The organism is Nocardia yunnanensis, assembly GCF_003626895.1.
Lineage (GTDB): Bacteria > Actinomycetota > Actinomycetes > Mycobacteriales > Mycobacteriaceae > Nocardia > Nocardia yunnanensis.
The window spans coordinates 7349038-7363149 of record NZ_CP032568.1; the positions used below are offsets into that span (position 1 = coordinate 7349038).

Below are 14112 nucleotides of genomic sequence, written 5' to 3' on the forward strand. Positions count from 1 at the left end.
CCGTTGTCGCAGCGTAGCGTTGCGGCGATGAAGGCGTCCCCGGTGCCCCCGCTGTTCACCACGATGCTGCGCACGCTAGCCGCGGCATTGCTGTGCGCGAGCGCCGCGTGCGGGGCCACGACCGCCACCGCGCCGCCATCGTCCACCAGCGCCGCCGCTCCGGCGCCGCGCCCGCCGGACCCGGCCGCGGTCGCCGCCAACGAGCTCGGGCAGATCCCGATCCTCATGTATCACCGCATCGAAGCCGAACCCAGCGGCGAATACGACCAGACGCCAACGAAATTCACCGCCGAACTGGACCGGCTGTACACCGAGGGCTACCGCCCGATCACCCTCGCCCAGTATCTGACGGGCCGCATCGACCTGCCGGCGGGCACGCATCCGGTGGTCCTCACCTTCGACGACTCCACCCGCACCCAGCTCACCCTCACCGACGCCGGCGACCCCGCCCCCGACTGCGCGGTCGGGCTGCTCGAGCAATTCCACACGCGCCACCCGGATTTCGCCGCCACCGCCACGTTCTACATCAACAACGATCCCTTCGGCGACGACGCCCGCGCGCTGCCGTGGCTGGCCCACCACGGCTACGACATCGGGGCGCACACGGCCACCCACCCCAATCTGGGCCATCTAGACGCGACCGGCGTGCAACGCGAATTCGTGCAGAACCTGCGCGCCATCGGCGCCGCACTGCCGGGTACCACGGTGCACTCGATGGCGCTGCCGCTGGGCGTCTACCCGTCCGACCGCGCCCTGGCCACCGCCGGCGCCTGGGACGGCACCCCCTACACCTTCGAGGCCGTGCTGCTGGTCGGCGCGAACCCCGCGCCCTCCCCCGTCGCCGCCGACCTGGATCCGGCCGCGCTGCCGCGCATCCGATCCGGTCGCGGTGCAGTGCCTTTCGACTCCACCTACTGGCTGGACTGGCTGGCCGCCCATCCGGCCGCCCGCTACACCTCCGACGGCGACCCGGACCACGTGTCCTTCCCGCGCGGCGGAACCGAACAGGTCGCCGCGCGCTGGTCGAGCGCCGCGCAGCCGTACTGAGCGATGCGCCGTTCACCCCGTCGGCCTCCGGTTGGACTCCTCATCCGCTGCCGGACGCGATAGGGTTCGGTGTGAGCGCATTTCGGCACAGCCCTCCCCCGGCCAGGTCGAGAGGGCGCGTCCCGCGCAATGCCGAGCTACTGCTGTGCGGGGCCGCGCTGGCCCTGACCACCTTCGCGTATCTGGCCATGACCTCGGCCACCGGCAACGGTTTCGACGGCGAGAGCGTCCGCGCCCTGGCCGTTTTCGCGGTCTTCGTGCTGGCCTCGCATCTGGCGGTGCGCCGCTGGGCCGCGGCCGCGGATCCGGTGCTGCTGCCGTGCGTGGTGCTGCTCAACGGCATCGGGCTGGTGCTCATCGACCGGCTCGACCGCGCCGAGGCCACCACCGCCAAGAACGCCGGCAAGGCCATTCCGTCCTCCGACGCGGCGCATCAGCTGATCTGGACCGGGCTGGGCATGCTGCTGTTCGTGCTGGTGCTGGTGTTCGTGCCCGATCACACCAAACCGGCGCGCTACGGCTACACCTGCGGACTGGCCGGGGTGGTGGCGCTGCTCATCCCTGCCCTGCTGCCGTCGCGGTTCAGCGAGGTCAACGGCGGCAAGAGCTGGATTCTGCTGAGCGGATTCTCCATCCAGCCCGGCGAGTTCGCCAAGGTGCTGCTGATCATCTTCGTGGCCGCCTTCCTGGTCGCCAACCGGGAGCTGTTCACCATCGCCGGGAAACGATTCCTGGGCATGACCTTCCCGCGACTGCGGGATCTGGCGCCGCTGCTGCTGGTGACCTTCGTCGCGGTGATCGTGCTGGTCTACGAGAAGAATCTGGGCTTCTCGCTGCTGATCTTCGGCACCGTGCTGGCCATGATGTACATCGCCACCGGGCGGGCGTCGTGGCTGCTGATCGGGCTGGCCATGTTCTCGGTGGGCGCGATCATCGCCTACCAGCTGTTCGGGCACGTGCGAGTGCGCGTGCAGGTGTGGCGGGACCCGTTCGCCACGTATTACACGACCGGATACCAGATCTCGCAGGGCCTGTTCGGCATGGGCACCGGCGGGCTGGCCGGGACCGGGCTGGGCAGCGGGCGGCCGCAGGACGTGCCGTTCGCCAAGACCGACTTCATCATCTCCACCATCGGCGAGGAACTGGGGCTGATCGGGCTGGCCGCCACGCTGGCGCTGTTTTTGATCCTGTGCGTGCGCGGGTTCAGCGCCGCGCTCACCACCCGCGACGCCTTCGGCAAGCTGCTGGGCGGCGGGCTGGCGTTCTCGATCGGCTGGCAGCTGTTCGTGGTGGTCGGGGGTGTCACCAAACTGATTCCGCTGACCGGCCTCACCACGCCGTTCATGTCCTACGGCGGGTCCTCGCTGCTGGCCAACTACATCATTCTGGCGCTGCTCATCCGCATCTCCGCCGACGCCCGCTCGGCGCCGCCGCCGCCGACCCGGCCCACCCCGGCGGTGCCGCCGATCGCCGAGGCCATGACCGAGCATGTGTCGCGGCGGCTGCTGCCACGCCGGCGGTGACGAACTCGGCGAATGCGGCGTACGAATCCCGTTGCGTTGTCACCGCTCACGAAATCGGAGGATGCTGTTCGGGGTGACCACTTCGAACACTGCGGCCCGCCGGACCGCGCTCGACAATGTCCGAGTCTTCGACGGCAACGCCCTCACCGCACCGACCACGGTCGTCATCGACGGCACGCTCATCGGCGCCGACGACAGCGGCGCCGAACGGATCGACACCGGCGGCGCGATCCTGCTGCCCGGCTTCATCGACGCCCACGTGCACATCGCCGATACCGAATCACCCGCTCGCTTCACGCCTTTCGGCGTCACCACCGCACTCGACATGACCTGTGATCCGGCCATCGTGGCCGGGCTGCGCCACACCGTCGGCACCACCGACGTCCGCAGCGCGGGCCTGGGCATCGTCGGCGCGGAGGGCATGCACGGCAAGTTCCTGGGCGAACCGGCCATCATCCACGGCGCCGAGCAGGCCGAAGCGATGGTGGCACAGCGGCTTTCGACCGGTTCGGATTACATCAAGCTGGTGCTGGAGGCGCCCGGTGAGGGCGGTCCCGATGCCGCCAGCGCCAAAGCCGTTGTCGCCGAGGCGCACGCGCGCGATCTACTCGTCGTGGCGCATGCCGCCAGCCCGGGCGCGTACGCCATGGCCCTGGACGCGGGCGTGGACATCATCACCCATGTGCCGGTGGGGTTCCCGCTGCCCGCGCACGATATCGACCGCATCGCCGGCGAGGGCCGCGTCGTCGTGCCGACCTTGACCATGATGGAGGGCATGGCGGCGGCCAACGGCTTCGCGGACGCCTTCGGGGCGGCCCTCGCGAACGTCGGCGCGCTGCATGCCGCCGGGGTCCCCGTGCTCGCGGGCACGGACGCCAACGCCTCCCCCGGCGTTCCGGTCAATCCGGCCTTCGGCGAGAGCCTGCACTACGAGCTGGAGCTCCTGGTTCGCGCGGGCCTGTCGCCCGTGGACGCGCTGAACGCGGCAACCGCGCTGCCGGCCCGGCACTTCCGGCTCACCGATCGCGGCAGCATCGCCCCGGGCCTGCGCGCCGACCTCGTGCTGCTCGAGGCCGACCCGCTGGCCGACATCACCGCGACTCGGTCGATTCGTCAGGTGTACTCCGCCGGGCTGCCAGTCGCTTCCTGACCTCCACGGCCACGGCGGGCCGCGCGGTCAGGCAGATCGACAGCCAGCACAGGCCGATGAGCCAGCCCGCCAGGATGTCGGTCGGCCAGTGGACGCCGAGATACAGGCGCGACAGGCCGACCGCCACCACGAACACGACGGCGACGACCACCGTGAGAACGCGGGTGATCCGATGCCGCAGGACCGGCAGCGCGACCGCCACCAGAATGCCCACCACCACGGTCGAACCCAGGGCGTGACCGGAGGGGTAGGAGTAGTTCGTCTCGGTGACCAGATGGTCGATCACCGGCGGCCGGTCGCGGGCGACCAGTAGTTTGCCGAAGAACACCAGCAGCCCCGCCCCGAGCGCGGTCACCGCGACCAGCACCGCGCGCTCCCAATACCGGCGCCACGCCAGCAGCACGCACGCCAGCGTCGAATAGATGGCCACCGACGTGGTGTCGCCCGCGATGCTGACCGCCTTCGCCGTGGTGGTCAGCCCCGGGCTGCGATGGTCGATGAACCATTGCAGCCAGGCCGAATCCGGCCCCGCCGGCCCGTTGTACCAAATCACCACACACGTCAAGACCAGAATCCCGGCCGTCAAGGCCAGCACGACGAGCACGCCGACGAGCGTGCGATAGCCAGAGCCCGCGGTACCGGTAGTCGTGGTCACTTCCTTCGTTTCGGGTGGTGAGGACAGCATGCCATCGAGGTTGCCATGTCATCGCTGAGAGAACGTTGAGAGCAGGCCGCGGTTGATCAAGCCCAGCACCTGCGAGACGGCGGCGTCGATGTCCGGGCGGGTGGTCGGCAGGGCGCCGCTGAGCAGCAGGGTGGACAGGCCGTGGACCGCGGACCAGGCCGCGGTTTCGGCGCCGGGCCGGACTTCGGGGTCCAGGAGACCGGCCGCCAGGGCTTCGTCGAGCACCTGTCCGAGAATGCGGTGCGGGTCGTCGGCGGCGCCGTCGCCGGGCGCGGCGGCCGCGCCGAAGGCGGTGCGGAACAGGCCGGTTCGGGTCAGCGCGAAGTCGATGTAGGAGGTGCCGACCGCGTGCAGGCGGGCGCGCGGGTCGCGGACTCGGGAAAGACGCCGCCGCATCTCGGCGGCGAGTTCGGCGCGGGCGTGGCGGGAGACCTCGGCCAGCAGCGCCTCCCGATCGGCGAAGTGGCGGTAGGCGGCCGAGTGCGAGACTCCGGCGGCGCGGGCGGCCTCGCGCAGGACGACTCGGTCGGGACCGCCCTCGCTCGCCAGCGCGATGCCCGCGTCGATCAGGGCCGTGCGCAGCGCGCCGTGATGGTAGGAGGTGCGGCGGTCCGGCGCGCTGTCGGCGGGGCTCATTCGGACAGAATCGCACGAGAATGTTGACGGCGGTCACATGGGTGCGGATACTCGAATATGTGACCAGTGGTTACTTACCGGTCGCGGCCTGGTCCTCGAACGAAAAGCGCTGACATGAACGACCTTTCGACGCTGTCCCCGTATTCGTCGGGCAACTCCCGGCTCGATATCGAACAGGCGCTGCTGGCTGCCGGACGGGATCTCGGCGCGCTGCGGCTCGCGGATTTGAGCCTGGTGGAGGACTTTCACACCATGGGCCGCATCGCCACGGCCGCGCTGGTGGAGTCGGCCGGGCTGACATCGGCCAGCCGGGTGCTGGACGCCGGCAGCGGAATCGGCGGGACCGCGCGCTTCGTCGCCGACGGCTACGGCTGCCGGGTGACGGCGGTGGATCTGACCGCGGACTACTGCGACACCTCGCGGTGGCTGAATCAGCTGGTCGGGCTGGACGGGTCGATCGTGGTGCGGCAGGGGGACGTCACCGAATTGCCTTTCGGCGACGCGGTTTTCGATGTGGTGTTCAGCCAGCACGTGCAGATGAACATCGCCGACAAGGACGCGCTGTATCGGGAGGCGTACCGGGTGCTCGACGGCGGCGGCCGGCTCGCGCTGTGGGACATCGCGGCGGGGGAGGGTGCGCCCGAGTACCCACTACCGTGGGCCGACGAGGCGCCGCAGAGTCACCTGGCGACCGTCGCGGAGTTGCGCGGCGCGATCGAGCGCGCGGGATTCACGCTCGAGACGTGGGACGACCTCACCGATCAGGCGGCCCAGGTCATGCGGATGGTCGCGGCCGCACCGCCGAATCCGGTTGGGCTGCAGGTCTTCGTCGCCGATTTCGCCGAGAAGGTGCGCCACCTCACGGCGGGTTTGTCCGATGGCAGCCTGCGGGCGATTCGCGGTCTCGCCCGGAAGGCTTAGACGCGCGGTTCAGCGTGCGCGGTGCGCGCGCCGGGACCGACGGCGATGCTGATCCGGTTGCAGGATCGAGGCGATCGGGCCCGCGTAGCCGGAGGCGACCAGTTCGACCATGGCGGTGAAGGTTTCGACGAAACGCAGCGCGGTCGCGCGATCGAAACGGGCGACCGGGTACAGGAAGGGACCGGCGATGCCGGTGGGCGCGCCGGTGTGGTCGTAGCTCTCGGTGAGGCCGAACTCCAGATCGTGTTTGGCGCGCACCACGCCCGTCGGGAAATCGGTGATGGACATGCCGGTGGGCGCGGCGGCGGGCGGGGACGCGTCGTGGCGCTGCAGGATCAGGGTGGCCTGGAACAGCGGGTGGGCCGGATCCTGCGGAAGACTGCGCAGCAGCCGGGGATTCGAGGTGTCGGGGTGCGCGAAGGCGGCCAGCGCGACGCGGCGGACCTGCTCGATGAGATCGCTCAGATCGGTGGCGCGGTCGAGGCGGATGCGCAGCAGCACGTCATCGGCGAGATTGCCGACCAGATCCGCGAGCTGCGGGTCGTCGCGGCCGGACACCGCGGTCGCGACGGTCACGTCCGGGGATTTGGCGAAACCGGCGACGCTGAGCGCGAAGGCGGTCTGCAACAGCATGAACAGGCTGGCGCCGGCCTGGCGGGCGCGGGTCAGCAGCGCCCGGTGCAGTTCGGCGTCGAAGCGCAGCTGGATACTGTCGCCCGCGGCCTCCGAATCCGCGGAAGGCGGCCTGTCGTAAGGCAATTCGAGGGGCGTCGGGCGGCCGACGAGATTGTTGGCCCAGTAGCGCAGCTGCGTGCTGGCCCGGCTGCCCGGATCGTCGAACGCGCCCAGATACTCGTGCTTCCACAGCGTGTAGTCGATGTAGTCGACCGGCAGCGGCGCGAAGGCGGGCGGGCGCCCCGCGCCCCGGGCCAGATAGGCGGTGACGAGATCGCGCAGCAGCGGACCGAGGGACTGGCCGTCCAGCGAGATGTGATGAACCACCAACGCCAGCACCACATCCCGGCTGCCGAGCCGGTAGATGCGGGCCCGGATGGGCAGTTCGGCGCCGAGATCGAAGGCGCGGCCGGCGAATTCGGCGATCCGCTCAGTCAGCTCACCCGCGAAGCTGTCGACCACCCGCACGTCCACGCGCGCCACATCGGCGTCGAGCACCAGCTGGATCGGACCGTCCGCGGTCGCCGGATAGCAGGTGCGCAGCGGCACGTGGCGGCGCACCACATCGTCGATGGCCGACCGCAGCGCGGTGGTATTCACCACCGCGCCACGAATTCGAAACGCCCGAGCAACATTCCAGTCAGCGGACTGTCCGGCGGCGGCCGCCTGCCACATGCGCTCCTGCGCGGGCGCCAGCGGCACCCGGGGTGGCCGCGGCATGCGCCGCAGCGGCGCGGGTTCCTCCACGACACGCAGAAATTCCGCCATGTCAGCGGACTTCCGGCGCTCCAGCGGTCCTGTCCAGACAGCAATCGGCCCGACCATCGACGCCGCCCTCTCAGCTTTTCGAACGATCTCACACCGCCGCCCGCAAGCCCGGCAGCTGTACGGAACGGCAATCGAGCACACGGTAGCAACGGCATGGCAATTCCGCCGACCGAGAAGTGAGACGCGAGTCACTCAGATTCTCGGCCCGCGGGAAAGCCCATGAAAGCGGGGGCGTTCGGATGTCTCAGAGAGGTCGCTGACGCAAAGGTCTCCCGAGCTAGCGCAGGGTGACCGTGGTCGGCAGGCTCGCGAAACCGCGGTTGTTGGAGGCGTGAATGCGCGTGGCCGCCGTGATGTCGATATCGAAATCGGCGACCCGGGCCGCGATCTCCCCCAGCGCCGTACGCAGTTCCAGCAGCGCCAGATTCGAGCCCAGGCAGTGGTGGCGGCCACTGCCGAAGACCAGGGACGCGGCGGTGTCACGGTCCAGATCGAAGGTGTCCGGATCGGCGAACACCTCCGGATCGCGATTGGCCGCGCCGGTGAGCAGCAGGATGCGGGCGTCGGCGGGGATCTCGACACCGTGCAGTTCGATCGGCGCGGTGGTGGTGCGCAGGTTGGCCTGGGTGGCCGGATCCCAGCGCATGGCCTCCGCGATCCAGTCGTCGACGCGGCCGTCGAGGGCGGCCCGGCGCTGGTCGGGGTGCGCCCAGGCGGCGTGCCAGGCATTGCCGAAGGTCAGCATGCTGGTCTCGATACCCGCGCCGATGAGCAGGATCAGGACGCCGACGATCTCCTCGGGGGTGAGCCGGTCGTCGCCGTCGGCGGCGTCGAGCAGGCCGGAGAGCAGATCCTCCTGCCGGGATTTGGCGCGCTCGATGGTCAGCTCGGTGTAGTAGCCGACCAGCGCGCCGATGGCCTGCATGGCCTCGGGCCGCAGATCCGTCGACTCCTCCTCGGTGTACATGATCTCCATGCCGAGCTTGCGCAGCATCTCGCGATCGCCCTCGGGCACCCCGACCAGCTCCGAGATGACCTCGGTGGGAAACGGCCCGGCGAACTCCGCCATCAGGTCGAAACTGCCACGCGCCAGCAGCGGTTCGAGCAGGCCGACCGCGATCTCGCGCAGCCGCGGCCCCAGCGCCTGCACCCGATGCGCGGTGAACGCCCGCGTCACCAGTCCGCGCAGGCGGGTGTGCTTGGGCGGATCCATGGCGACGAAGGAGAAGAACTGTTCGGCCTGCGGTCCCCAGAAGGCCGGTTCCATGCGCAGGCCGTTGCGGCTGGAGAAGCGCTCGGAGTCACGCAGCGCGGCCAGCACATCGGCGTGGCGCGAGAGAGCCCAGAAGTCGTCGGTCTCGTTGCGGTATACCGGGGCCTCACGACGCAACCTGGCATAGTAAGGATACGGATCGGCGTGGACCTCGAAATCGTATGGGCTATAGCGCAACTGCATGACGAACCTTCCGGCAATGCCGCGGAGTCGGCGCGGGGCTGGCCGCTACCGATCCGCAACTGAAGCTGACGGTTCAGACAGTAGCCGAAAAGAATTGGGAGCGTTGTGAACTCGGAGTCCGCGGACGCCCGCATCGACACCAGCAAACCGCATCCGGCCCGCCGGTACGACTACTGGCTGGGCGGTAAGGACAACTACCCCGCCGATCGGGAATCGGCCGACGCGGTGGCCGAGGCGTTCCCGACGGTGCAGCTGTCGGCGGTGGAGAACCGCAACTTCCTGCGCCGGGCCGTCGGGTATCTGACCGCCGAGGCCGGCATCCGGCAGTTCCTCGACATCGGCACCGGGCTGCCCACCGCCGGCAATGTGCACGAGATCGCCCAGGGCATCGCCCCGGAATCCCGCATCGTCTACGTCGACAACGATCCCATCGTGCTGCTGCACGCCCGCGAGCTGCTCAACAGCTCCCCCGAAGGCCGCACCGCCTATCTCGACGCCGATCTGCGTGCGCCGCAACGCATTCTGACGCACCCCGATCTGCTGGCGACCCTCGATCTGAGCAAGCCGGTCGCGTTGATGGTGGTCGCGGTCATGCACTTCCTGACCGACGACAATCACCCCTACGAGCTGATTCGCGAACTGATCGAGCCGCTGGCCCCCGGCAGCTATCTGGTCATGTCCCACGCCACCAGCGACCACCTCGACGAGGAGGACCTGGCCCGCTCGACCGCCGCCAATCAGCGCAGCGGCGTGCCGTTCCGGCTGCGCACCGGGGCCGAGTTCGGCAAGTTCTTCGACGGATTGACGCTGGTGCCGCCCGGCATCACGGCAGTCACCCTGTGGCGGCCGGAGGAGTATCGCCCGCATCCGCGTCCGGAGGCGGTCAGCATGCTCGGCGGCGTGGCCCGCATCCCCTGAGTCGCGGGCACAGACGAACGGGCCGCGGGCCTCTCGCGCCCGCGGCCCGCCCCTCGCCGGACGTCAGAGCTGGCCGACGTCCTTGAGCACGCGCCGGGTCTGCGCGAACAGCATCCCGACATTGACGGACTTGCGGCACACCACCACGATCACCACGTCCTCGCGGCTCTCGGTGCGCACGAACAGGTGGGTGAGGTTGTCGCTGTTGACCAGGATCTCCTGGAAGTAGTGGCGGTCGAGCCGGATGCCGCGCCGCTCCTTCCAAATGTTCTCGATCATCACCACATTGCGGCCCTGGAACAGTTCCAGGGTGGCCGCGGCCAGCAGATCGAGCACCTCCTGCGGATGGTTGTCGACGGTCTCGACGGCCAGCAGCATGCCGGTGGCCATGTCGATGGCGCCCGCGGCGACGCAGTCGGGCACCTCCGACCGCAGGACCTTGACCAGGGTCGAGATCCGGTCGGTCATACTCCCGGGCGCAGGGGCGCCGCTCGATGTGTTCATGGGGTCCTCTCGGTTCTTCTCGGAGTCAGGGCGCGCTGGCCGCGCGGCGCGGGCGGGCAGGGCGGGAGCAGATCGTTGATGCCGCTGGCGCCGCGGCGCCGGCGCGGCAGCCGGTTGCGACCCTGGGGTGTGGGTACGGGCGGTCCGGAGGTCTCGGGCACGATCGGCGCGAGGGTGAGCAAGCCGTCGTCGAGCAGCCGGACCACATCGACGGTGACCGCATACAGGCTGCGCGACAACAGGATCGAGATGTCGCGGCAGCTGCGGCGGCCATCGGTCCACCGCAGGATCTCCTGCCGGCGGCCGCTGCCGGGACCGGTGAGCGCCATCCGGCCGCGCTCGGTGAGCAGCAGCCGATTGCGGTGCGGCGAGACGCGCCCGTGGGCGAGCGCGCACAGCCGCCGGTCGGTCTCCAGCAGCAGCCATCCGGGTTCGACGCCAGGCACCGGTGGCGTCTCCTCCCCGGAGTCGGCCCCGCGTTCGGGCCGGTCGGCGGGCAGGGTCTGCCAGTGGCAGCCGCCGATCCAGCCCGACGTGATGGCGAAACAGCCGTCCACCGCGGCCATCATCGCCACCACCCGCAGGTCTGCCATTCCGGTGCAGATGCGCCCGGGGCGCGCGAGCAGGTCGCGCACCCCGGGCGCGCCGGGCGAATCCACCGTGACCACCAGGCCGTGGACGACCTGGAGATCCCCGCCCGGTTCCCCGGTCACCCGCAATACCCCGGTACGCGTGGTGACCGCGGCCTGTGCCAATTCCTCGACCAGCTCCCGGGCGGCGCCCCCGCTCAGCGCGGGCATCCGCCAGGGTTCGGCGACCAGGGATCGCCCGGGTTCGGAGTGGGCTCCCGTGGTCATGGTCGAACTCCTGGGAATAGGCATGGCGAAACAGACGTCTTCGCAGCCGGATTGCGCGTTCGAATGCGAAAGTGGTACGCCTGGTTGATATTTCGACGGTGAATCACACCGAATCCCGATCACCGCGCGGAGGTAATCGTGTCAGCCCGAGGTTTTTGGAGCAATGGTCTCCGGCGAATCGAGTACTTAAGTCCCTCAGCCGTACTCGATGGTCTGATTCTGCGGCTTCCCCACCCGAGATAACCTGGGCGCTGCCTGTCCACATCCGTCCCGCCTCATCAGGAGGATCGCCCATGTCGAACCCCGTCGCCGACCGCGCCCCGATTCTGCAGCGCCTGGGTGCTCGTGGCCGCGTTCGGGTGATCGTCGCCGGCGGCGGCACCGGCGGGCACACCTACCCGGCCGTGGCGGCGGTGCGCGCCCTGCGCGATCTGGCCGCCGAGGCGGGTGCGACGGCCGAGGTGCTGTGGGCCGGCGTGCCCGACAGCCTCGAGCAGCGGGTCGCGGCCGAGAACGACGTGGAGTTCACCGGCATCAAGGCGGGAAAGCTTCGGCGCGACCGCAATCCGCTCAAAATGCTCAACAAGGACAATGTGCGGGATGCCTTCCGCGTGCCCGTCAGCGTGGTCGCCGCGCAGGGCGTGGTGCGGTCCTTCCGGCCCGACGCGGTGCTGTGCACCGGCGGCTACGTGTGCGCCCCGATCGGCATGGCCGCGGCGCTGCGCCGTCGGCCGCTGGTCATCCACGAGCAGACCACCGGCGTCGGCAAGGCCAACCTGCTGCTGGCCCGCATGGCCGATCGCATCGCGCTCAGCTCCGAGGCGTCCATCGACCTGCTGCCCGCGCAGGTGCGCGGCCGGGCCCTGGTCACCGGCAATCCCATTCGTCCCGCCCTCACCGGCGGTGACGCCGAGGCCGCGGTCAAGGCGCTCGACTGGGACGGCTACACCCCCGGGCTGCCGACCGTCTACGTGACCGGCGGCGCGCAGGGGGCGGTGCAGATCAACGAGTTGATCATCGAACTGCTGCCCGAACTGCTGCGGCAGGCCAATGTCGTCCACCAGTGCGGGCGGCTGTCCTACGCACAGGTCCGCGACCACGCCGCCACGCTGCCGGCGGAGATTCGCGGCCGCTATCTGGTGCGCGAGTTCATCGGGCCCGAACTGCCGGATCTGCTGGCGCTCACCGATGTGGTCGTATCCCGTTCCGGCGCGGGAACTCTCGCCGAGCTCACCACGCTGGGCAAGCCGTCGGTGCTGATCCCGTATCCGCATTCGGTGGGCGGCGAGCAGATCCGCAATGCCCGCATCCTGGCCGACCACAATGCCGCCCGCGCCCTGGTCGGCACGGACGCCACGGTGGCCAATCTGAACACGGCACTGACCGAACTGCTCACCGAATCCGAGACGCGCGCAGCCGTTTCCGCCGCCGCCCGGGCCCTGGGGCACCCGCGGGCCGCCGAGGATCTCGCGCTCACGGTGCTGGATCTGGCGACCCGGTGAGTGCGGCGCGGGACGAATCACACATGCCACTCTCAGGTGGAAGTGGGTAAGGTCGGAGGGGAGAGCAAGTCCTCGGCTACCGAGGGGTTGCTGTTCCGAGAGATTGGAGATGCCATGCAAATCCAGGTCTTCGCCGACAAGCACGTCGGCGGTGGCGCGATCGCCCAGGAAGCCACCGATTCCATCGCTTCGATTCTCGATCGATTCGCCGATCACCTTACCCGGGTCGAAGCCCACATCACCGATGTGAACGGCCACAAGGGCGGCTCCGAGGACAAGAAGTGTTCGCTCGAGGCGCGCCCGAAGGGGCAGCCGCCGGTCGCCGTCACCCACCGTGCCGCCACCGCCGAGGAGGCGTATCTCGGGGCCGCGGAGAGCATGGCTCACCTGCTCGACAGCAAGTTCGGACGGCTACACCACGCCAAGGGCGGGGAGAGCATCCGGCACCTGGTGCCGGAGTAAAAGCTCTCGTAACTCTCAGGGGCAAGCCCCTGAAACCCCGCCGGCCTCTGAAATGTCAAGACGGGGTTAGGTTTTCACGGTAGGAGCCCGAGGCGGCGTGCGCGCACGACCGCCTCGTGGCGGTTGTGCGCGCCGAGTTTGGTCATGGCGCTTCGCAAATAGCTCTTCACCGTTTCCGGTCGAACCGAAAGCCGCTGCGCCGCTTCGATGTTCGTACATCCGAGGGCGACGTGCGCGAGCACGTCCAGTTCCCGGGGCGCCAGGCTGACGGCGTCGTCCGGTGCGGCCACGCCCGACACCAGGCGCGCGAGTTTGTCCGTCACGTCCCGCAGGCGCGCTCGCGCCGTGGCATCGGTCACCGCCTGCGTGATGCCGCGCAGTTCGGCGTGCAGATCCCGAAGCTGTTCGGTGACAACGGCATTGGCGCTCGCGAGGACGCCGTTGCCGGGAGCGAGGGCGTCGCGCGCGAACGACAACCGCAACCGCCGGTCCACCTCGTCGCGGATGGCCAGTTCCGTCGCCAGCCGCCGCGCGGCCTGCACCATCTCGTCGGCGATGCGGTCGCCGATCGCCCCGGAGTCGCGGTTGGCCACGTACAGCACCGCCCGCGCCTCACCGCGCAGCACCACCGGCACCGCCACCACCGCGCGCAGGCCCTCGCCGAGGACCGGGGCGTCGTAGTGGTGGGTGATGGTGGAGGCCGAGCGGTAATCGGCCACCGAGCGCGGTTTGCCGGTCGCCACCGCCGAACCGCCGAGTCCGGAACTAGGCGCGACCGCCAGCCCGCGCATGCCGTTGGTGCGGGTGCCGACGAACTCGCTGAGCACCAGCGTGCCCGCGTGCACCTCGCCGCCGAAGACGACCGGCAGCTGGGACAGGGCGGCGAGTCCGCGCAGTTCGGCCCGCAAAGCGTCGCTGTCACTGGGGCGCAGCAGCCCGTCGGCGGCCGGGGTCATCGGCTAACCCCTTTCGGGGGTGGTCGGGGGTGAGTGTGACGTAGATCCTACT

General features: G+C 69.8%; 14 protein-coding genes. 7 read left to right on the forward strand and 7 right to left on the reverse strand.

What is annotated here, in order from left to right; translation table 11 throughout:
• Positions 1-27: 27 nt before the first annotated feature.
• From D7D52_RS34475 to D7D52_RS34485, 3 genes are all read left to right on the forward strand, one after another.
• Positions 28-1047, forward strand: coding sequence for a polysaccharide deacetylase family protein (locus D7D52_RS34475; protein ID WP_246023512.1), 1020 nt, complete (start codon positions 28-30; stop codon positions 1045-1047).
• Between the two features lie 71 nt (positions 1048-1118).
• Entirely contained in the window at positions 1119-2570 is a 1452-nt protein-coding gene (locus D7D52_RS34480) for an FtsW/RodA/SpoVE family cell cycle protein (RefSeq protein WP_246023513.1), read from the forward strand.
• Positions 2571-2643: 73 nt separating this feature from the next.
• Positions 2644-3720, forward strand: a complete 1077-nt coding sequence (locus D7D52_RS34485; RefSeq protein ID WP_246023514.1) for an amidohydrolase family protein — start codon at positions 2644-2646, stop codon at positions 3718-3720.
• Here D7D52_RS34485 and D7D52_RS34490 read toward each other — a convergent pair.
• Together D7D52_RS34490 and D7D52_RS34495 are read right to left on the reverse strand one after the other, a co-directional pair.
• Positions 3662-4405 (reverse strand): phosphatase PAP2 family protein, encoded by a 744-nt coding sequence (locus tag D7D52_RS34490; protein ID WP_120743168.1) that lies wholly within the window; start codon positions 4403-4405, stop codon positions 3662-3664. The genes D7D52_RS34485 and D7D52_RS34490 overlap by 59 nt on opposite strands.
• Positions 4406-4423: 18 nt before the next feature.
• Positions 4424-5041: a TetR/AcrR family transcriptional regulator gene (locus tag D7D52_RS34495; protein WP_120743169.1), complete on the reverse strand. Its 618-nt coding sequence runs from the start codon at positions 5039-5041 to the stop codon at positions 4424-4426.
• Positions 5042-5155: 114 nt separating this feature from the next.
• Between D7D52_RS34495 and D7D52_RS34500 the strand changes: the two genes are divergently transcribed.
• Complete coding sequence (locus D7D52_RS34500) at positions 5156-5962, forward strand: class I SAM-dependent methyltransferase (RefSeq protein WP_120743170.1); 807 nt, start codon at positions 5156-5158, stop codon at positions 5960-5962.
• A 9-nt stretch (positions 5963-5971) separates the two neighbouring features.
• On the opposite strand, the gene D7D52_RS34505 is transcribed toward D7D52_RS34500, so the two are convergent.
• Both D7D52_RS34505 and D7D52_RS34510 read right to left on the reverse strand, forming a co-directional pair.
• On the reverse strand, positions 5972-7405 hold the full coding sequence (locus tag D7D52_RS34505; protein WP_246023515.1) for a condensation domain-containing protein: 1434 nt from the start codon (positions 7403-7405) through the stop codon (positions 5972-5974).
• Between the two features lie 277 nt (positions 7406-7682).
• Positions 7683-8861, reverse strand: coding sequence for a cytochrome P450 (locus D7D52_RS34510; protein ID WP_120743172.1), 1179 nt, complete (start codon positions 8859-8861; stop codon positions 7683-7685).
• 105 nt (positions 8862-8966) lie between these two features.
• Between D7D52_RS34510 and D7D52_RS34515 the strand changes: the two genes are divergently transcribed.
• Positions 8967-9779: an SAM-dependent methyltransferase gene (locus tag D7D52_RS34515; protein WP_120743173.1), complete on the forward strand. Its 813-nt coding sequence runs from the start codon at positions 8967-8969 to the stop codon at positions 9777-9779.
• Between the two features lie 63 nt (positions 9780-9842).
• Here D7D52_RS34515 and D7D52_RS34520 read toward each other — a convergent pair whose 3' ends face one another.
• Positions 9843-10283: a hypothetical protein gene (locus tag D7D52_RS34520; protein WP_120743174.1), complete on the reverse strand. Its 441-nt coding sequence runs from the start codon at positions 10281-10283 to the stop codon at positions 9843-9845.
• Entirely contained in the window at positions 10280-11140 is an 861-nt protein-coding gene (locus D7D52_RS34525) for a hypothetical protein (RefSeq protein ID WP_120743175.1), read from the reverse strand. Before D7D52_RS34525 ends, D7D52_RS34520 begins: the two co-directional genes overlap by 4 nt.
• 293 nt (positions 11141-11433) lie before the next feature.
• Here D7D52_RS34525 and D7D52_RS34530 point away from each other — a divergent pair, with 293 nt between their 5' ends.
• A complete protein-coding gene (locus D7D52_RS34530) occupies positions 11434-12642 on the forward strand; it encodes a UDP-N-acetylglucosamine--N-acetylmuramyl-(pentapeptide) pyrophosphoryl-undecaprenol N-acetylglucosamine transferase (protein WP_120743176.1) in 1209 nt (402 codons plus the stop codon).
• Between the two features lie 114 nt (positions 12643-12756).
• The gene (locus D7D52_RS34535) at positions 12757-13104 is read left to right on the forward strand and encodes a ribosomal subunit interface protein (RefSeq protein ID WP_120743177.1); all 348 of its coding nucleotides are present in this window, start codon (positions 12757-12759) and stop codon (positions 13102-13104) included.
• A gap of 74 nt (positions 13105-13178) precedes the next feature.
• Here the strand turns inward: D7D52_RS34535 and D7D52_RS34540 are convergent, their stop codons facing one another.
• The gene (locus D7D52_RS34540; RefSeq protein WP_120743178.1) at positions 13179-14060 is read right to left on the reverse strand and encodes a helix-turn-helix transcriptional regulator; all 882 of its coding nucleotides are present in this window, start codon (positions 14058-14060) and stop codon (positions 13179-13181) included.
• Positions 14061-14112: the final 52 nt, after the last annotated feature.

What these genes read in the sequence shown, in the direction of transcription:
- D7D52_RS34475 (WP_246023512.1), top strand. Translation starts at nt 28, where the DNA reads ATGAAGGCGTCCCCGGTGCCCCCGCTGTTCACCACGATGCTGCGCACG.
- D7D52_RS34490 (WP_120743168.1), bottom strand. Translation starts at nt 4,405, where the DNA reads ATGCTGTCCTCACCACCCGAAACGAAGGAAGTGACCACGACTACCGGT.
- D7D52_RS34495 (WP_120743169.1), bottom strand. Translation starts at nt 5,041, where the DNA reads ATGAGCCCCGCCGACAGCGCGCCGGACCGCCGCACCTCCTACCATCAC.
- D7D52_RS34500 (WP_120743170.1), top strand. Translation starts at nt 5,156, where the DNA reads ATGAACGACCTTTCGACGCTGTCCCCGTATTCGTCGGGCAACTCCCGG.
- D7D52_RS34505 (WP_246023515.1), bottom strand. Translation starts at nt 7,405, where the DNA reads ATGGCGGAATTTCTGCGTGTCGTGGAGGAACCCGCGCCGCTGCGGCGC.
- D7D52_RS34510 (WP_120743172.1), bottom strand. Translation starts at nt 8,861, where the DNA reads ATGCAGTTGCGCTATAGCCCATACGATTTCGAGGTCCACGCCGATCCG.
- D7D52_RS34520 (WP_120743174.1), bottom strand. Translation starts at nt 10,283, where the DNA reads ATGAACACATCGAGCGGCGCCCCTGCGCCCGGGAGTATGACCGACCGG.
- D7D52_RS34525 (WP_120743175.1), bottom strand. Translation starts at nt 11,140, where the DNA reads ATGACCACGGGAGCCCACTCCGAACCCGGGCGATCCCTGGTCGCCGAA.
- D7D52_RS34530 (WP_120743176.1), top strand. Translation starts at nt 11,434, where the DNA reads ATGTCGAACCCCGTCGCCGACCGCGCCCCGATTCTGCAGCGCCTGGGT.
- D7D52_RS34535 (WP_120743177.1), top strand. Translation starts at nt 12,757, where the DNA reads ATGCAAATCCAGGTCTTCGCCGACAAGCACGTCGGCGGTGGCGCGATC.
- D7D52_RS34540 (WP_120743178.1), bottom strand. Translation starts at nt 14,060, where the DNA reads ATGACCCCGGCCGCCGACGGGCTGCTGCGCCCCAGTGACAGCGACGCT.